Origin of the sequence: Paludibacter sp., assembly GCF_009712605.1 — a bacterium.
Lineage (GTDB): Bacteria > Bacteroidota > Bacteroidia > Bacteroidales > Paludibacteraceae > Microbacter.
This window is the reverse complement of record NZ_WASO01000015.1, coordinates 133,458-153,036: the sequence shown is the minus strand read 5'-3', so window position 1 is coordinate 153,036 and position 19,579 is coordinate 133,458. Positions and strand designations below refer to the sequence as shown.

At 45.1% G+C, this 19,579-nt stretch carries 14 protein-coding genes and 3 tRNA genes; 10 read left to right on the top strand and 7 right to left on the bottom strand.

Annotated features, from left to right (window positions below; all coding sequences use genetic code 11):
• Positions 1 to 6: 6 nt before the first annotated feature.
• Both F8N35_RS13135 and mnmD read right to left on the bottom strand, forming a co-directional pair.
• Entirely contained in the window at positions 7 to 537 is a 531-nt protein-coding gene (locus F8N35_RS13135; RefSeq protein ID WP_293053856.1) for a hypothetical protein, read from the bottom strand.
• Positions 538 to 638: 101 nt separating this feature from the next.
• Positions 639 to 1,298 carry a tRNA (5-methylaminomethyl-2-thiouridine)(34)-methyltransferase MnmD gene (gene mnmD, locus F8N35_RS13130; RefSeq protein ID WP_293053853.1) on the bottom strand — a complete coding sequence of 220 codons (660 nt, stop codon included), beginning with the start codon at positions 1,296 to 1,298 and terminating at the stop codon, positions 639 to 641.
• 262 nt (positions 1,299 to 1,560) lie between these two features.
• Here mnmD and pyrE point away from each other — a divergent pair, with 262 nt between their 5' ends.
• Genes pyrE through argH form a run of 3 tightly spaced genes read left to right on the top strand, consistent with a single transcriptional unit; the run spans position 1,561 to position 3,989 of the window.
• Positions 1,561 to 2,202, top strand: coding sequence for an orotate phosphoribosyltransferase (pyrE, locus tag F8N35_RS13125; RefSeq protein ID WP_068704484.1), 642 nt, complete (start codon positions 1,561 to 1,563; stop codon positions 2,200 to 2,202).
• A 5-nt stretch (positions 2,203 to 2,207) separates the two neighbouring features.
• Entirely contained in the window at positions 2,208 to 2,621 is a 414-nt protein-coding gene (locus F8N35_RS13120) for an SRPBCC family protein (RefSeq protein ID WP_293053848.1), read from the top strand.
• 27 nt (positions 2,622 to 2,648) lie between these two features.
• Entirely contained in the window at positions 2,649 to 3,989 is a 1,341-nt protein-coding gene (gene argH / locus F8N35_RS13115; protein ID WP_293053845.1) for an argininosuccinate lyase, read from the top strand.
• Between the two features lie 5 nt (positions 3,990 to 3,994).
• Here the strand turns inward: argH and F8N35_RS13110 are convergent, their stop codons facing one another.
• Both F8N35_RS13110 and F8N35_RS13105 read right to left on the bottom strand, forming a co-directional pair.
• The gene (locus F8N35_RS13110) at positions 3,995 to 6,037 is read right to left on the bottom strand and encodes a ComEC/Rec2 family competence protein (RefSeq protein WP_293053842.1); all 2,043 of its coding nucleotides are present in this window, start codon (positions 6,035 to 6,037) and stop codon (positions 3,995 to 3,997) included.
• Positions 6,034 to 6,741: a rhomboid family intramembrane serine protease gene (locus F8N35_RS13105; protein ID WP_293053839.1), complete on the bottom strand. Its 708-nt coding sequence runs from the start codon at positions 6,739 to 6,741 to the stop codon at positions 6,034 to 6,036. Before F8N35_RS13105 ends, F8N35_RS13110 begins: the two co-directional genes overlap by 4 nt.
• Before the next feature lie 232 nt (positions 6,742 to 6,973).
• Between F8N35_RS13105 and recA the strand changes: the two genes are divergently transcribed.
• The 7 genes from recA (at position 6,974) to F8N35_RS13070 (ending at position 11,439) form a co-directional block, all read left to right on the top strand.
• Positions 6,974 to 7,990, top strand: a complete 1,017-nt coding sequence (gene recA, locus F8N35_RS13100) for a recombinase RecA (protein ID WP_293053837.1) — start codon at positions 6,974 to 6,976, stop codon at positions 7,988 to 7,990.
• Positions 7,991 to 8,006: 16 nt separating this feature from the next.
• On the top strand, positions 8,007 to 9,209 hold the full coding sequence (locus tag F8N35_RS13095) for a saccharopine dehydrogenase family protein (RefSeq protein ID WP_293053835.1): 1,203 nt from the start codon (positions 8,007 to 8,009) through the stop codon (positions 9,207 to 9,209).
• A 142-nt stretch (positions 9,210 to 9,351) separates the two neighbouring features.
• Complete coding sequence (locus F8N35_RS13090) at positions 9,352 to 9,759, top strand: energy transducer TonB (RefSeq protein ID WP_293053833.1); 408 nt, start codon at positions 9,352 to 9,354, stop codon at positions 9,757 to 9,759.
• 133 nt (positions 9,760 to 9,892) lie between these two features.
• On the top strand, positions 9,893 to 11,029 hold the full coding sequence (nspC, locus tag F8N35_RS13085) for a carboxynorspermidine decarboxylase (protein ID WP_293053831.1): 1,137 nt from the start codon (positions 9,893 to 9,895) through the stop codon (positions 11,027 to 11,029).
• A gap of 110 nt (positions 11,030 to 11,139) precedes the next feature.
• Positions 11,140 to 11,212, top strand: a tRNA-Gly gene (locus F8N35_RS13080).
• A gap of 44 nt (positions 11,213 to 11,256) precedes the next feature.
• Positions 11,257 to 11,343, top strand: a tRNA-Leu gene (locus F8N35_RS13075).
• A gap of 9 nt (positions 11,344 to 11,352) precedes the next feature.
• A tRNA-Leu gene (locus F8N35_RS13070) sits at positions 11,353 to 11,439 on the top strand.
• A 46-nt stretch (positions 11,440 to 11,485) separates the two neighbouring features.
• Here the strand turns inward: F8N35_RS13070 and F8N35_RS13065 are convergent.
• The 3 genes from F8N35_RS13065 to F8N35_RS13055 form a co-directional block, all read right to left on the bottom strand.
• Positions 11,486 to 13,351 carry a hypothetical protein gene (locus F8N35_RS13065; RefSeq protein WP_293053829.1) on the bottom strand — a complete coding sequence of 622 codons (1,866 nt, stop codon included), beginning with the start codon at positions 13,349 to 13,351 and terminating at the stop codon, positions 11,486 to 11,488.
• 5 nt (positions 13,352 to 13,356) lie between these two features.
• A complete protein-coding gene (locus F8N35_RS13060; protein ID WP_293053826.1) occupies positions 13,357 to 14,709 on the bottom strand; it encodes a PKD domain-containing protein in 1,353 nt (450 codons plus the stop codon).
• Positions 14,710 to 14,834: 125 nt separating this feature from the next.
• Positions 14,835 to 19,370: a hypothetical protein gene (locus F8N35_RS13055; protein WP_293053823.1), complete on the bottom strand. Its 4,536-nt coding sequence runs from the start codon at positions 19,368 to 19,370 to the stop codon at positions 14,835 to 14,837.
• Between the last annotated feature and the right edge of the window lie 209 nt (positions 19,371 to 19,579).

Below are 19,579 nucleotides of genomic sequence, written 5' to 3'. Positions count from 1 at the left end.
CAATAATTATTTACAGTTTAAGATGTTGGCTTTCATTACTTTTTTCGCCACCGAGCGGATACCCGGAGAGTCTGTGTTATCCAGCAATTGCGATACACACAATTGAAGTTCGGGGAGCAGGTCAGGCTCCCGCTTACAAACCCGCAACAGATAGTGTATGCTCAAAGCCTTCACCGCTATAGCCGAAACTTCGGACAATATCCATTCGAAAGCTTTATTGATAAGCTCAACAGGCAAAACGACAGGCAAATCAGCCGTTCTCAAAATACTCAACATCAGACGCCGGGTGCCTTCTCTTTTTGTTTCGATGGCAATTTCTGTAATCCTGTCCAGCATTGGAGAAGTGAATAATTCGGGATATTTTTCAAACAGTTTTTCCAGACACCAAGCTGCATGCCATCCGATTTGCTGATCCTCGTGCTCTACGAGACAAATAAGTTCGTGTAATCGCTTAGGGTCAGAAGCCACCACCTCCGCCAAAAAGTCAATTTCTTTTCTACGTATCGTTTGAGATAAATAAGCCTCAAAACAAACCATAAGCACTGTTTATCAAAATATTAAATCCTCACAAATCAAAGAATACTCCACTCTGTTTTTGGGCAAAACCAACCTACAAAAATAGCAAAAAAGACCCAAAATCAGGCCTTCCTTCCACGCAACATCTCATGTTTTCCCGGAGGTCCCGGCAAACGTTCCACCAAAAATCCGGAAGCCTGCAACATTCTCCTCACAATGCCTTTTGCACAATAAGTTACAAAAACGCCCCCAGATTTAAGACTATGAAAAAGACGGTCAAAAATTTCGGGTTGCCACAAATCTTCTTGCTTGTTTGGAGCAAATGCGTCAAAGTAGATCAAATCGTACTCGTTTTCGGGTAATTGCATGACTGAAAAATCGGCTTCAACTTTTTTCAGATCAAACCAGGGCGTAATCGAACTCCACTCGTTCCACGAAGCATCGTGCAAAGCTGCAAAAAGAGAATCTGCATCCAGCATCGCGCCATAGTTGAGTTTCCCGGCCTGATCCAGCGACAGAGGATAAAGTTCGACCGAAGTATAAGCCACCCTGCGTTGTGATTTTTCCGCTTCAACGGCTGTCAACAGCGCATTTAGACCAGTCCCGAAGCCCACCTCAAAAATCCGGGGCGATTGAGACCGACAAGCTTCAAATCCCGCGCTAATAAAAACATGACGGGATTCCTGAACAGCACCGTGAACAGAATGGTAATGTTCATCCATTTCCGGCAAATAAAGTGTGTGCGAGCCGTCCTCCGTCAGTTGAAATTGAATCTCTTGCATAAAAAAGCGAGTTTAGCTCACAAAATTAACCATAATAATTCCAAGAAACCGGCAGATTAAGGTTGTTAATAATTAGTTCTATATTTTTTTATCTTCAGACCATAAAACTTGCCCATGAAATCAGTATCTTTGCACTAGTTTTTGTGAATTGGAACGCATACGAAACGCATCCCTGACAAACAAAAACAAAACCACTATTAATCAGACATTTGAATCAAAGATCAATTTCCCTTGATCACATCATATTACACTTACACTTCTCATGAAACTTTTAGAACAAATTGTTGCAGAAAAATTATTGAAGGTAAAAGCTGTAAAATTACAGCCGAACAATCCTTTTACATGGGCCTCGGGTTGGAAGTCGCCTATCTATTGCGACAATCGTAAAACCCTTTCGTATCCGGAAATCAGAAATTTCATCAAAATAGAACTGGCACGCTTAGTTTGCGAACATTTTGGCGAAGCTACAGCTATTGCTGGCGTTGCGACAGGTGCTATCGCTCAGGGTGCTATGGTTGCCGAAGAACTCGGCTTGCCTTTTGTTTACGTTCGTTCAAAACCAAAAGATCACGGACTTGAAAACCTGATTGAAGGTGACTTGCGTCCCGGCAGCAAAGTACTTGTTATCGAAGACCTTATTTCTACAGGCGGTAGCAGTCTGAAAGCCGTTGAAGCGATCCGCAACGACGGTAGCGAGGTAATCGGTATGCTCGCGATATTTTCATACGGTTTCCCTGTTGCAGAAAAACAATTCAAAGACGCAAACGTTAATTGCATGACATTAAGCAACTACGATGCCATTTTGGATGTAGCTCTTGCAACCGACTATATTGACGAAGCTGAAATTAAAACTCTACAGGAGTGGCGCCATGACCCTGCAAAATGGCAACCCTCTCATAAATAATACAGATGGCAACATTCGAAAGCACAGTAAAAACCATCACTTCAAACGAAGAACAAGTTTATGGCACTCTGTCCGACCTGAGAAATCTGGAACAGTCGAAACACATGGTTCCCGGTAACACCATTCAGGACATTGAGTTTTACGAAGATAAATGCCATTTTACAGTGAATCCGATCGGAAAAATCGACCTCTCTATCATAGACAAACAGCCCTACAAGCTAATTAAACTGGGAGCTGACAATGCACCAATCGATTTTCACGTAAACATTCACCTGAACAAAGCTGATGACAATCAGACAAATTTGCATGTAAATGCGCACGCAGACATTCCACCGATGGTAAAAATGATGTTTGGCGGACGCATGCAGCAATTCGTCGATCAGTTTGCAGAAGCTTTGGCCGGCATCAATTACAAATAACACGCAATAAATTCCGAAAGAAGAATAATGGCTCAGAAACTTTGGGACAAGGGAGTTAAAACCGACAAGGAGATTGAACGGTTTACTATCGGTCGTGATCAGGAGATGGATCTCTATCTCGCTAAATACGACGTTTTAGGTTCAATGGCTCACATCACGATGCTTGAAAGCATCGGACTCCTCGAAAAAGAAGAGCTGCAACAACTTCTGAAGGAATTGAAAAACATTTACGAAATAGTTCAAAAGGGTGATTTCGTAATTGAAGAAGGTATCGAAGACGTACACTCACAGGTGGAACTGATGCTAACCCGCGCCTTGGGCGAAATGGGGAAAAAGATCCACAGCGGTCGTTCACGCAACGATCAGGCGCTGCTTGATTTGAAGCTCTTTGCCCGTGCCGAAATAGAAAAAACAGTCACCAAAGTGTGCGATCTCTTCGACGTACTGATAGCCCAGAGCAACCGCTACAAAAACGTGCTGATGCCGGGCTACACCCACCTGCAGATAGCCATGCCCTCTTCGTTCGGGCTTTGGTTTGCCGCTTACGCTGAAAGCCTTGCCGACGACCTTCAACTCTTGCTCTCGGCTTACAAAATTGCCAATCGCAACCCGCTGGGTTCGGCAGCCGGATACGGTTCATCATTCCCGCTCAACCGCCAGATGACTACAGATCTGCTGGGTTTTGAAACCATGAACTATAACGTGGTGTATGCTCAGATGGGACGCGGAAAAATGGAACGTGTAGCAACCACCGCACTTGCTTCAGTGGCCGCAACACTATCCAAGCTGGCTTTCGATGCCTGCATGTTCTCGAACCAAAATTTCGGGTTCATCAAACTACCCGATGCTTTTACAACCGGTTCGAGCATTATGCCGCACAAGAAAAACCCGGACGTTTTTGAGTTGACACGCGCCAAATGCAATAAAATTCAGGCAATCCCCCAACAAATCACAATGATTGTAAACAACCTGCCATCAGGTTATTTCCGCGACTTGCAAATTACCAAGGAGTGTTTTGTTCCTACTTTTGAAGAATTGAACGATTGCCTTGACATGACTACTACGATGATGGACAAAGTAGCCATCAACGATCACATTCTCGACGACACCCGCTACGACCTGATTTTCAGCGTCGAAACAGTAAACCAGCTTGCCCGCGAAGGAATGCCTTTCCGCGACGCTTACAAAAAAGTAGGATTAGACATTGAAGCCGGTAATTTTCATCCCGACAAAAACATTCACCACACGCACGAAGGCAGCATAGGAAATCTTTGCAACAACGAAATTGCAGCTTACAAAAACGAAATTGTAGGACAATTCAACTTTAATAAGGTAGAGCAGGCTTACGATAAATTGCTGTCAGTCTAAGAAAATCACTCCATCCGCAACCGGAACGCTCCGGAAACTTTCGTGTCGACAAATGCAATGCCGAGCGAATCGCACTGCTGTTTCAAACGGTTGCTGTACCATTTTGAAATGGAATTATCGACAATGACCTGTTTCGGCTCCACAAACCGCAACAATTTGTCCATGGTAATACGCGTTTTATTGCCGACAATAAGATAATCTACCGGTATTTTGGATGCAGAATATTTTCTACGGAACAACGAATCGTTGGTAATCAGAAAATGCTTTCCGCAAAATGCAACTGCTTTCTGATTACAAAACCGCTGCGCATCAATTCCCTGCTTTATACGATAACCTGACGAAAGCTGCTTTAGTTTCAACGAGTCGGACGAGACCGCAAAACTTTGGTTTCCTGTCGTAAATTGAACATGCGTATTTTTATTGTCTGCCCAAACTATCAATTCTTTCATTTGCTCCGATTGATACGTTCTTACCAAATCATCTACCAAAAACAAGGCCACACAAGCCAGAGCAAACTGCAACATCAGATATTTCCGGGTGGAAAAATAAGCAGATGCAAACAAGACACACAATAAGGCCACGGTAAGCTGCCACCGGTCAACCCACATATTATATGCCGCATATGGCAAATGCTCAATCCACCGGATGGCGCCATTCATTCCGATCAACATCCACTTCAAAGCGAGCGCCACCCAACCGGCAATTACAGGAAACGGAGCTACCAATAACAACGCCATTGCCGCATACATGATAAATCCCGAAAGCGGCACCACCACCATATTGCTCAACCAGAAAAAGTTGGAAAACCGGTGAAAGTAAAACACGCCCAAAGCTGCCGTGCCGAGCTGAGCAGCCATCGACACACAAGTCAATTCCCAAAGCCATTTCAAAGGTTTGAATTTGACATCGATCAGTTTTTTGAATTTCGGTTCGAAATAGACAATGCTCAATACCGCCAGATAGCTCAATTGAAAGCCGACATCGAACAAGTAGGTAGGATCATAGAGCAGCATTACAAACGCGGAGAAAAAGATGGTGTTGTAAATTTGAGGTTTTTTAGCAACGACATATCCCAACGCGATAAGGGTAAACATCAAGGCCGAACGGACAACAGCAGGCGCAAGTCCGGTCAGGATAGCAAAAGCCCACAGCAACACAATGACGATGAGATGTTTGAGAACAAACGACCACTGACGTTTATCCATAAAACCGAGCAGAAAATAGAACACCGCACAGACAATCGCAACATGCAAGCCAGAGACAGATAAAACATGCATCGCTCCAGTAATGCTATAACTGTCAAGCAACTCACGAGTAAGAGCATCATTATAACCCAACATCAGGGCTCCTACAACAGCAAACTCATCACCTTCAATGTGATAACGTTTGTAAACTTCAAGCAATTTCTGCCGGAGATGAGAAGATATAGCTTTCAAGGAAAATTCAGACGAATGCCCAATCTTCCGATAACTTCCACGAAAGGCAAAAGCCGTAGCTGAGACACCGTGCATTTGAAGATAACGTCCAAACTGAAATTCTTCCGGGTTTCCACTGCCTTTGGGAACCGAAAAAGTAGTATAAACCATCAGGCGATCACCAAAATCGAACCGGGCTCGAGAAGTATCTTTGGGGAGATACAGTAACGCGACTTTATCTACGTCAACAACCTCATTTGCTTTCAGGCAGTGAAGAATAGTCACTTTATACAAAGTCGATTTTGCCTTTTCGATAGGAGCTTCTTTGACTTCGACCTCAAACACACCCTTTACGCCGTCCAATGCAAAACTGACATTCTTTTGCGATTGCTGAAACGACCATGCTCCCAAAACATAGAAAGCAAGCAAAACTCCGCTACCAAACAACCACCGAAACCGAAACTGAAGAGATACCTTTTTAATTATCGAGGAACCAACTAAAGCAGCAACAGCCAGACTTAACAACAAGATATAAACCCATACTGGGATTTCGCAGATGCTTCCCGTAAATATTCCGGCAGCCAATGTAAGAAACAAACGAAAAAAAGGAATTCTGTGGGCAAATCGTGTCATTGTTTGTCGTCTTGATTATTTTCTTCTTTTTCTATCAACTCTCCCTCTTTTTCATACTTCATAGCTATTTCATCTAATTCATCTGTTTCGGAATCCTCTTCCGAATCACTTTCCTGCGGCTGCCATCCGGTTTTACGGAAAACAAAAGCAAGTATCGAACCGGAAACAGCGCCCGACAAATGTCCTTCCCACGAAATGGATTCGTTGGGCAGAAAAGGCAGCATATCCCACACCATACTTCCGTACCAGAAAACCACCGCGAGGGAAATAGCCAACAATGAAATATTTCGCATCAATAGCCCTCCCCAGAAGATAAAAAACGCAAGCCCGTAAATGATGCCGCTCGCTCCGATGTGAATACTATCTCTGCCGATAATCCACAACAAAGTTCCCGTCATCGGCCACAACAACAAAAGCACTTTACCTGCCACATCACGGTAGAAATAATACAAGGCTGTAGACAAAATAAGGAAAGTAGAGACATTATTGAAAAGATGAGATAATCCGGCATGAGCAAAAGGGTGCAATAAAATCCCCTTTAATCCTGAAATCGTTCTGGGAACAACACCCCATGTATCCACATTCAACTGAAGCCCCCATTGAACTATATAAATCAGGACAAGCAGCAATGAAAGCAGGATCGGAAAGACCAATGCATGCAAAAAGCGACGGCGTTCCTGTGACATATTGGGATAGAACAACATACTTTCAAATTTTATATACAAATATAAATTCTTTAAAACATTACTCCAAATGTTCACAAAAATATATTGCAGTTCATATGCCGTTCTAAAAAAATCATCTATCTTTGAACTACAAATTGGTATATTGTGCTTCAACCTGAACGCCGTGACGATTTACACCAACAAACTCAGCCACAGTCAGGATGATAGCCATTTTCATCAGAACAAACAACTAAATTAATAGCAAATTTTTATGTCAGAACAGACCCTCAAACAACCCTCCATTGAGAAATTGAAAGCCCTTCAATTAGCCATGGATAAAATTGAAAAAGATCATGGCAAAGGCACCATTATGAAAATGGGCGATACCAAAGTAGAAGAAGTTCCTGTAATTTCTACCGGCTCCATCGGTTTGAACAATGCTCTGGGTGTGGGAGGTTTCCCCCGTGGACGTGTCATCGAGATTTACGGTCCCGAATCATCCGGTAAAACTACACTGGCAATTCACGCCATTGCTGAGACACAAAAAGCCGGTGGCATTGCTGCCATCATCGATGCCGAACATGCTTTCGACCGTTTTTACGCCGAAAAACTTGGAGTGGATATCGACAACCTGCTTATTTCTCAACCTGACAGCGGAGAACAAGCTCTGGAAGTTGCCGATCAGTTGATCCGTTCGTCTGCCATTGATCTGGTTGTTATCGACTCGGTAGCCGCACTAACTCCGAAAGCCGAACTGGAAGGCGACATGGGCGATTCAAAAATGGGCCTTCAGGCACGACTAATGTCTCAGGCTTTGCGTAAACTCACCGCAAATATCAACAAAACAAATACTTGTTGTATTTTCATCAACCAGTTACGCGAAAAAATCGGTGTGATGTTCGGCAACCCTGAAACAACCACCGGTGGTAACGCCCTCAAATTCTATGCTTCGGTTCGTTTGGACATTCGCCGCATCGGACAAATCAAAGACGGTGAGGAGGTGATCGGCAACCAAACCCGCGTAAAAGTGGTAAAAAATAAAGTAGCTCCTCCTTTCCGTAAAGCTGAATTCGACATCATGTTCGGTGAAGGTATTTCACGCAACGGCGAAATCGTTGACCTTGGTGTGGAATATGGCATTGTCAAAAAAAGCGGGTCATGGTACAGCTACGGCGACACCAAAATCGGTCAGGGACGCGATGCTGCCAAAAATGTCATCAAAGACAACCCGGAACTGGCGGCAGAACTGGATGCAAAAATCACAGAAGCTTTGAAAAAATCCAAATAAGAACAGAAAATAAAAAATGGGAAAAGTATTGATTATTGGCGCAGGCGGTGTGGGTACCGTCGTTGTGCACAAAGTGGCTCAAAACCACGCGGTATTTACCGAAATCATGCTGGCAAGCCGCACTAAATCAAAGTGCGACGTTATTGCCGCCGATGTAAAACAACGTTACGGAGTGAATGTGACTACCGCTCAGGTAGACGCCGACAACGTAAACGAACTGATTGCTCTTTTCAACGATTATAAACCGGAACTGGTTATCAACGTGGCACTTCCATATCAGGATCTCACCATCATGGATGCCTGTCTGGCTACCGGAGTAAATTACCTTGACACGGCCAACTACGAACCAAAAGACGAGGCTCACTTCGAATATAGCTGGCAGTGGGCTTACCAGCAACGCTTCAAAGATGCCGGGTTGACCGCCATTCTCGGATGTGGCTTCGATCCGGGTGTAACCAGCGTGTTTACTGCATACGCAGCGAAACACCACTTCGACGAAATCCATTACCTTGACATCGTCGATTGTAATGCCGGCGACCACGGGAAAGCGTTTGCCACCAACTTCAACCCGGAAATCAACATCCGCGAAGTAACCCAAAAAGGGAAATACTGGGAAAACGGACAGTGGGTAGAAACCGAACCGCACGAAATCCACAAACCGTTGAACTATCCGGAAATCGGCCCGAAAGAGTCGTACGTGATTTACCACGAAGAGCTGGAATCACTGGTTAAGAATTTTCCGACCCTGAAACGCGCCCGCTTCTGGATGACTTTCGGTCAGGAATACCTTACACACCTGCGTGTAATCCAAAACATCGGCATGGCCCGCATCGACGAGGTGGAATACAACGGCGTGAAAATCGTGCCAATCCAGTTCCTGAAGGCCGTATTGCCCAACCCGGGCGATCTGGGCGAAAATTACACCGGCTGGACTTCCATCGGCTGCCGCATTTCGGGTATCAAGGATGGTAAACCGAAGACGTACTACATTTACAACAACTGTAGTCACGAGGCAGCTTTCACAGAAACCGGAACTCAGGGTGTAAGCTACACCACCGGCGTACCGGCTACCATAGGAGCTTTGATGTTCATGACCGGACAATGGCGTCAACCGGGCGTATTCAACGTTGAAGAGTTCAATCCCGATCCGTTCCTCGAACAACTCGGCAAACAGGGTCTTCCCTGGGTAGAGCTGACAGACGTAGATCTGGAACTGTAAGTTCAATTTGAATCGAAGATCAGCGAAGCTAAAATACAATAATATGCTAATGTGCCAATGAATCTGCAAATGCAGTATTTGTTGGCACATTTTCATTATCCCCTCATTGTGAGTTATATTTGCGATCTAAATTTTATGTAAAATGAAAAACTTTTTGCTCACTCTACTTTTGCTGTCGTTTTCCATCTATGGCCTTGCCAAAAATCCGCAGAAACACATTACAGTCTCGGACACGACCGTTTATACGGTCGTAGACAAAATGCCGGAGTTTCCGGGAGGAAAAGAGGCTATGATGTTGTTTATCAAGAATAACATCCGATATCCTGATGTTTATCAAGAAAGCAATATTCAGGGACGTGTATTAATTAGTTGCATTGTAGAAAAAAAGGGTATTTTGAGCAATATTCAAATTGCTCGTGGAATTGATGGCCCGTTGGATATGGAAGCTGTAAGAGTTATAAGCATTATGCCCAAGTGGAGCCCCGGAATTCTCAGAGGGAAGAAAGTGAGGGTAAGAATTACTATTCCCGTCAATTTCAAGTTAGAATAATCATCTCACATATAAACGTAATATTTGGAATACACGATCCAAAGGGTGCGTTCTATTCTAATTTAACCCATTCCCCTTCACAAGATAATTCATTATCTTTGCAGCCCGAATAAAATAACTATCAATCAGCAAAATGGATTACAACAAAATACCTTCCCCCTGTTTCGTGCTCGACGAAGTACGGCTGCGCAAAAACCTTGAACTGATCCGTTCAGTAAAAGAACGTGCCGGCGTGGAGATCATTCTCGCCTTCAAGGCATTTTCCATGTGGAGCGTCTTCCCGATTGTGCGCGAATACATTCCCTACTCCACTGCCAGCTCACTATCCGAAGCACAACTGGCTTTCGAGGAAATGGGAAGCCTTGCCCACACCTACGCCCCGGCTTACACCGACGAAGAATTTCCGACAATAGCCAAATACAGCAGTCACGTAACGTTCAATTCGCTGAGCCAGTTCGAACGCTTGTATCCGGTCTCTCAAAAAGTGGGACATCCGGTTTCGTGCGGATTGCGCATAAACCCTGAATTCTCAGACGTAGAGACCGATCTCTACAACCCTTGTGCTCCGGGGTCACGCCTGGGAGTGGTTGCCGACAGATTGGGAGAAAAGTTGCCTGAAGGCATCGAAGGTCTCCACTTTCATACTTTATGCGAATCGCGTTCTACCGATCTGGAGAAGACACTGGCTGTGGTGGAGGAGAAATTCGGCAAGTATTTCTCACAAATCAAATGGCTCAACATGGGTGGCGGCCACCTGATGACCCACAAAGAGTACGACACAGAACATCTGATCGAGCTGCTCCGTAATTTCAACGCCAAATACCCGCACCTCCAACTCATTTTAGAGCCCGGTAGCGCCTTTGCCTGGCAAACGGGAGAACTCGTATCGTCGGTAGTAGACATCGTTGAAAACAAGGGCATAAAAACAGCCATGCTCAACGTTTCGTTTGCCTGCCACATGCCCGACTGCCTGGAAATGCCGTACAAACCGACTATTCTGAGTGCAATCGATCCTCAGGAAGACAAACCTACCTACCGCATGGGAGGCAACAGCTGCCTCTCGGGCGATTATTTCGGCGACTGGAGCTTTGACAACGAACTGAAGATTGGCGATCGTATCGTTTTTATGGATATGATTCACTACACGATGGTCAAAACGACCACCTTTAATGGCGTTTCGCACCCATCAATCGGCATTTGGACGAAAGAAAACGAGTTCAAACTAATAAAACAATTCGGTTACGAGGACTTTAAAAATCGCTTATCCTAATTCCACACATCCAATAACAATTGAATATAAACCGATTACACAAAATAAGAAGTTTTTTACGGAAAATATTTGTCAGTTAAAAAAAAGAGCGTATATTTGCATCCGCAAACGCGAAAGTAGCTCAGTTGGTAGAGCACGACCTTGCCAAGGTCGGGGTCGCGGGTTCGAGTCCCGTCTTTCGCTCAAAAAAATTTGGCGGGTTTTCCGCCTTTTTTTTCTTAACTGAAGCCCAGATGGCGAAATTGGTAGACGCGCTAGTTTCAGGGACTAGTGGTCGTAAGGCTGTGCAGGTTCGAGTCCTGTTCTGGGCACCATCAGTAAATACCCAGGTGGTGGAATTGGTAGACACGCTACTTTGAGGGGGTAGTGAGAGCAATCTTGTGTGAGTTCGAATCTCATCCTGGGTACCAGCAAAGCAAATCCTAATTAATTATAAATCAGTTAGGATTTTTTGTTTCAGAAAGAGTATGTGTATCCGGCGGTTGCTGTCATGTAGGTGGAAGAGACTACTGAATTTCCAGTTTTCTGTTGCCATACTACGTTGGCATTCAGGTTGTGTTTTTTCGCGATTACCGCATTTACTCCTCCTCGCACATTCATTATATCGATTGTCTTATTCTGGCAGGAACTTGTATTATAAGAAACTCCAAAATTTGCTCTTACATTTTTTTTGAATAGCGTTTTTGTCATATTCAGAGATGGCCCCCAGATAAAGCTGCTCATCATTGCCGCATAGTTATAACTAAAATTCACTCCGCTTGCCAGAGAAAATCCCTGCTGTTGCCATGTAATGCTATGCCCGGCATTTCCGTTAAAAAAACGGGTTACATCTCCCAGACGTATTATATCGCCTTTTTTATTTGCACTTTCCATATAATTGCAGTTAAAAGTAAGCATTTGTACCTGCTGTTTATCCTGTCTTAGTGCATACGTACAATTCAATCCTGCATTTTGTGATAATTGCGTAAAATTTAAGGTGTCCAGATTCTGGTAGGGCGTTACCTGATTGATCTGTTCAAATCCGGTGCGCAGGAATGTGTACGATTGTTGGTTGGAATACGAAAGCCCAAGATTGAGTTTTTGTGAAGGTTTTACTGTTAAATTTCCGGATAAAAGCATGCGTTGCATCCGGCTCTGTTTTGAATTATTCAAATCATCTTTCTGCAAACCGGCATTCATACCAATAATCACTATCCCTTTCCATAAGTTTTGTGTAAAATTGGCAGTAATATTTTCAAAATCATTAGTGAAAAAATAGGCTCCTAAAGTTTTGTATCCGGGATCAACTCTCTCATACGTAATGCCGATAGCCGATGCTTGCAAGGTATAGTTGAACCCGGCTTTGATGGCGTGATAAATGGAGGTTGTACTGTTAGCCGTCCCGACTAGCCGTTTGACCAAAGAGATGCTATTAGTCGTAGTGTCACCAGATAGCCGCAAGTCGTTGGTCAGGATACTGGTACTGTATTCAAAGTTCACCAATAAGTTCTGCAACAGTGGATAACTAGCTTCAATTGCAAACGCAGTGTTTTCCATCGGTGTTATCCCTGCATTTTTGTCCAGTACTGGTGATGGTATGGATGCCGGATTATCTTTGGCATGGAATACCGAGAGTCCGATCTTGCGTCCTCCGTCATTGTAAAGAGTTTTTACACCCCATCCTATTCTTTTAAAGGAAGGAATGATTAACGAGTCTTCCTTGACTGCCTTTAAAAACCGGCCATATAATGCCTGTGCCTGCCATTTCCCTTTATTATACTCCACACCGGCGCCCGTATATTGGAATCCATTTAAGGTATAAGGCGAAAACGTAGAGGACAAATCACCGATATGCAGTGTCCATTCTTTGTATTTGGGATGCAGGGCAAAACGGTTGAATTTAAATGATGGATTGGTATACTGCACCTTGCGATTACTATAGCAAAAAGAAAATGGCATGGATGTGCCCAAAAGAAAGATATTGACATTTCCTGTTGCTATCCAGGAGAAGGGGTTTGGATTTGACGCGCCATATCCCCAATTTTCGGTCAGCACCGAATTGAGCGATACGCCTCCATTCAGACCGAATGGTTTTTGAAATTTGCTTTGCAAGGCTCCTTTGATATTTCCCAGGTCCGGACTGGCTGTATAGGTTTGGGCTTTCAGGCAAATTGAAGTTAGAACTAAGGATAAAAAAATATAGATTATAGATGTTGACCGATGAACTATGCAGCCGAAGTTATTCCCGTCTGTTTTGGACGCGAATATGATTGCTTTATGATAGCCGTGATTCGAGGTCAATTTATAGGTAGCTGTGTTATGTGGCATTAATTTATAGTTCATCGTTTTTAAGCATTCTTCATTACCTTAATGTCGCATACCACGTAACTTTGCTGTCCGGCTGCCACAAACTGTTTCACCTTTATAGCTCCCTTGCGGCCATCCTGTGTTCGGAAAAGAATGATACGGGGAATAGCCGTATTATCAAATTCAGCAGCTCCGACGGACGTTGTGGAGATTGTCATTGATTTCAAAAGCGTATCGTCTGTCATGGTATCGAATTGACTCGAAGTCATCGAAGTTCCGCAACCACAGCTTTCCTGCCGGTTGATGATGCCAGTAGTAATTGCACCGGGAATGACCCGGGCAAAGGTATAACTCATCACATCCGAAGGCGAAATAAATTTATTGATAGAAAAGCTGCTGTCGAATCCAAAAAAGACAAAATCAATGCTACTACCGTTTGTGTTGTTGATCTCGTCCACTTTGAGCACTTTGCCAAGCAAAGAGGAGAAACAACTTCCAATAGTATTCTGCGCCGTATTGATTCCCAGATGTACGTTATTGAAACGATACAGATTACTGTTAGCATAAAGGGTAAAAGACTTTGAGCGGCTGATACTCTTCTTATCATTAGATGCAGTCAGACTTACCGTATATGTACCCGGGGCGGTATACATGACCGCAGATGCCGTAGCTGCTGATGATCCGGGCGATCCTCCGGGCATAGACCAATGCAAAGAAGTTGCACTGACACAGTTATTTTGAAGGTAAGCAGTAAATGGCACTTCCATATCGTTATCCTCGGCAGCCCAGGTAACACTGAAATCGTTGACCAAATCGGGCAAAACGGTCACTGTTGTATCTTTCGTATAACTTACACGACCATTTCCGGCTTTCAGAGAGATAGTATAGGTTCCCGGAGTAGAGAAAACCACATTCCCCGGGAATTGTTGCGTGGACGACGAAGGGATTCCTCCCGGGAAACTCCATTGATAAGTAGTTGCCCCGACAGTGTTATTGGTTATATGGGCAGTCGCATCCGGATACCACGATCCACTGTTGCTTATTGTAAAAGCCATGCGGATGGCAGCATCAAAAGAGAAAGTAGTATCACGACTGTTCTTCCCTCCATATTGGTTTCTGGCTTCCAGATGTATTGTATAAGTCCCCGGAGTATCGTACTGCAGCGTTCCCGGATCCCGGTTTGTAGAAGAGGCTGGATTCGCACCATCCATAGTCCAGGCATAATCCTCAGCCCCTATGGTATTGTTGCTTATTTTTACCAATACCGGTACGGAATAGTTGTTATTGACCACCTCTGCATTAAAGCCCGCCTTTACCTCAAAGACTTCTTCGTGATAGCAACCACATAACAGCATGACCAGCAAAATCAAACTCAAACAATATGTATTCTTCATTTTTCTCTTCAAAATATAATTTACAATCCCTGTTTTACCCGAAAGTCACAACGGTTGATCTCACAAGCATCACTAAGAATTATCACATCGTTTAGTGTCACTTTGCGATAAGTCTTTGTTTTTTCTTACAATTTATTCTCAAATTCAAACCGGTAGCCACTGCTTTCCACATTGCCGGGCAAAACGTACCTGAACCATGCAGGATATTTTCCCCTGCGCATAAGCGGATAAACGCCCTGTATGTAGATCTGCCTTAACTTATCGGGCACGGATGAAGCAGTGTTGCAATAACGGTTGACCACCTGATCCTGAATATCGCGGTAATCGTTGAAATAGTAATAATCAAGATAATAACGGAATGGAAGGCGGACAATCAAATCGGCACGGTACGGTTCGTTATCCGACATGGTTTTGTACCACGACATGGCTTCAACAGCTCTCACAGGAGGAAATCCCACCAGCGATGTATCCCGTTTGGTAATAAAGAATCCGCCGGCAGGAGGATATTGGGCATACAACCGCGGTTTGACATCCAGATTGTACCAATTGTCGGTGAGCTCGGCCACCGGCTGTATCAACGGCTTGGCTCCGGAGAGGTCAACGCCCCATAATTCGGCATCGTCGAAAGCTTCATCGCCTGCCACATCAGCCTGCAAAGCACCCACAAAAGTGTTGATGATTTGGTAGACCGGATGTGTTGTTACTTTAGCTGCCATTTTATCTCTGAAAGTAGAATACCGGCTTGTTTTGAAATTATAAGTTAAAAAAGTTCGGACCTCCGATGAAGTAGTAACTCCGGCAGCCTTTTTACTGGTAACCTGTATATCATTACCATTGGTGGTGATCGTAGAGGTTTCCTGTTTTACATTGTCACTCCCGGTTGTTGCAGGAATACCTGCCAATGTCAAGCTGTATGCCTGCGACGTTTTCAGTTCAGGCAACGTGAGCGTAACCTGCCGTTTCACCGCATCGTAGCCCAATGGCGACGCAACCATTTCTTCACCAGCCGTAAACTGCGCCTGATACCTATATTGAGAATCACTAAAAAGGTAGGCCTGCCCGCGTTTGAGTTGCACATACGCCTGACGGTATTCCTGCGGGAAGAAATATTTTTGGCCTTTCACAGGATAACACCAGGCTATGTTGGATTGCGGTATATTGTCGGGTGCTGTTCCTGTGGTAAAATTAATTTCACGTTGTTCCGACACAGCTTTCCCGTTGTCATAAACAGTTTGCCACGAGCTCCCGTTTTGTTGTTCAAAGCCCACACTAACCAACGCTTTAAGCTCAGAAACCGGAGGCAAAATCTCGGTACTCTCGAAAGAAACCGCATCATTATTGCTATTCCATGTCAACTTACCCGGAATAGTAGCTCCACCTTTGGTTACGGTGAAACTATTTAGTTTAATACGGTATACTGAACCGTTTTCCAGCGAAAATGTCTTATTAACCGGCATGTTGAAAACTGCTTGCGGTGTGGTAAACACATCCACCTGCGTCGATTTATCGGATGGTGTAAGATCCGAAATAATCTTGATGTCGTCCAAAGGATTATCCGATCCGGTAACAATTTTACATTCTTCACCCAGTGTAACTTTGAAGCTAAAGCGTCCTTTGATCAAGCCGCCCAACACGCTGAAATATCCGCCCAATTGACCCGAAAACCATGAAGGATTGGGCAGTTTGGCCTGCATCAGCACTGCCGCTCCTGCGCTTACTATTGGAATCCGTTTCTTGATAAACAATAGTTTGACCTGGATACCCAGTTCCCCTTGCAGGTAAGCATAAGCCTGCCCGTTGGCATACCATCCGTTCATACCAATGGGCTCTGAACTGCCCTCGCAATGAGCATTCCCATAATCTTTGAGCATTATGTCGAATCCGATACCGGCATTGAAATTGGCATAGAACATCAGGAAGCGAAGGTCGCCAGTACTCACTTTCAGGCTTGTCCCGAAGGCAAAACCTTTACCATCTCCCAAAGCATTGAGATCTCGCATGTAGTCGAGCGATTGCGCACTGACATTGAGAATTTGCGATACTTCAGGTGGTGGAGCAGGGCTACCCGGAATACGACTACCCACCATAAAGTAGGCATCAGCCTGGGCACTCAAGCCTCCGATACCAATCTTCAACCCGATCCGGTCGGTAGGTGTGCCGATATGCACGTACCATTCGTTCGGAGCAAAATGCAGCACCACCCATCCTGCCTTGTTGTTTTGCCCTGCACCCCGGATGATGTTGCCCGGGGTTTTTATATAGGCCTCGGCAGTGGCGTGGAGCGTACTGTTCTGAAAATCGAAATTGATCCCCACCGTGGCCAACATCGATGCCTGAGCATCAAGAGTTGTGTTGACCGGCTGTATGTTGTTTGCCAAATCGGCAAATTTGCCGTTTGCCGCAAGTGTTTGATAAGAAGATGAGTTTTGTATATTTGTCAATGTCTTTTGCATCTGATCACCCAGATAGTTCTTGGCTCCGGCTACATCCGAATAGAAATCCTTGATGAACGTAGGAGGTGCAAAATAGATTTTCCCGTAAAAACCCATGTTGGCAAGTCCCCAACTTGACGTGAACATCATTTCGAAGCCGGCATCGCCCGATATTGCTTTTCCTCCATTATAATTTACCTTGGCATTAAAGCCCAATCCGTATTTCTTATCGGGAGCATAGTTGATGCCGCACAGGCTGACGGCTGATGAGGGTGCCGCTGTTTTCAGCATGTGGTAACTTGCTCCACCACCCAAACCGGTAATGGAAAGACCTGCTGTTATCGGAATATTGAAGCCCGTTGCCATTGCCTGCACGTACCAGTAGCGGAAGGCTCCCCCCTCATCGCTCACATCGTCTTTTGCCCCGAAAGCAGCCTGAGCATCCACCTCCAGCGATTTACTGAAATGGGTAATCAATTTCAGTTTACCGGCAAACCCGTTGCCCATGACCGGATCATCACGCAGAAACGCCAGACTGCCGCTAATGGAAAATCCTCCGAAATTGACGCTATCGATGGCAACAGCCCCGATATCTACCCGTTTGAAGACGAAAGAAGTTGTTTCGTTCACCGTTTGCACGGCACCCACGAAGCCCAGTTTGGTGGCAGCGCTTATTTTGCCGGCCATCAGGTTCACCTGTGCATCCATGGTGAGTGCTATCTCATTGGACGTCGTTTTGATTGCAATGCCCGACAGGGTCACCGGAAAACATCCCAGTTTCACATCTCCCTTGTATCCGAAATTTTTTACCTGTATGTAGGGGGCTTCCGTTTGTAGCACCAGCCCCTCAAAATCAATCTCTTTGATGGAAGTAACCGGTTTTTGATCCGACTTGGCGCTCTCCCCGCTTTGTTGCCGGGTAGCGGCAATGGTGAGACTGCCGTTGAGCAGAGCCCGGGGACGGAACTTGCCGTCTTTGACTGTCATTTCGATTTGCGAGCCGGGCAGGATGTGCGCCTTGGCCTGAAACAGATCGAAATTGATATCGGAGATGGTGTTTACCTGCAGAGAATATTGATTACTATCGGTAAATACCGTCTTATAGCCTATTCCTAGCGTGTCGCCTTGTTGTTTCTGTGAAACCGGTAGTTGTATGCGGCCTTCGAATCCACCACCGGTTAACCGGGTTGCTTCCAGATTGATAAAAAACTTATTGACTGAGAACGTCCATCCCGAGGCGGTTCCTTCGGGTAAAATGCCGGACGCGGCAAAGCTGCCCGTTATTCCGGCATTGTCGATAAGCATCCGGCTGGCCTCAAACGTGACGCGCTCGTCCGAACCCTTTTTCTTAAACTCGGATGGAAGACTTATTTTCAGCTTATTGACGTAGACACCACGCCACAGATTCGCCTGCCCGGGTATCAGATTGGAGTAGCCGGCGGGAAATGACACGTCGGCCGAGTTTCGAGTATCGCTCAAATCCACCACGGCCTTATCCACCGAGATAGCAAATCGTTCCAGCCCTTTCACCGCAAATGTAGGCAGGCTTATTTCTGCCAAAATATCATTCCAGTCGCTGATAACCGTTTTGAAAGATGCTGTTACCTGTTGTGTACTATCGGCCTCCAAATTTTGGTTGAGCGGCACCAACATACTTTTCGGAAAAACCACATCGGCCGCAAGGGCTATCTCTTTGATGCCGTCGCAGGTAAGAGTGGCATAGGTATCGCTCGTGGGATCGGGTACATTGACATTGCGGGCACCTTTGAGCGTAATTGAAAAGCTGTTTTTGCCCAGTGGTATATCGATATCTTTGAGCAGGTAGAGACGGGCGTCTCCAATAAGACCGCCACCATGCGAGAGTTTTACGTTGCTGGCGCCGAAGTAAAGTTCTTTGGGTTTATTGGTCTCCGGGTCGTTTTGAGGCAGGGTGAGTTTGCAAAACACAGTCAGCTGGGTGTAGTTGGGCATAAACTTTGCCTGACTCACAGCCAGTGTAACCGAAGCCGATCCGAATTTCTTTTTCAGGCCAACGGGCAGGTCGCTGAGGTCGGAAACCGAAATCTGATCCACGTATCTCTGGTAACTTTCCAGCTCTTGTATCGAGACCACGGCTTTGGACGCCAGCGTATCTTTAGTTGCGGACACACCGGCTGCGGCTTTCCCCTCCAGAGGCAGCGCCAACAGTACGACCGCTATCAGCCATAGAATATTTCTTTTATATGTCATAACTTTACCTGACTTTTCTATTTCCGGGTTATTTTGGTTTGACCATTACTGTGTTTGCTTTGTTTTGCCGATCGGCAGTTACTATTTCGTCTTTGCTTCTACCGCATGGTTTGGCCACACGATACGCTGCGCTAATCGTGCGGCAGCGAGGGCCATAACTTTATCTGGCTTCTATAAATTCGTTCCTTTTCTCATTTCAACTAATTTGT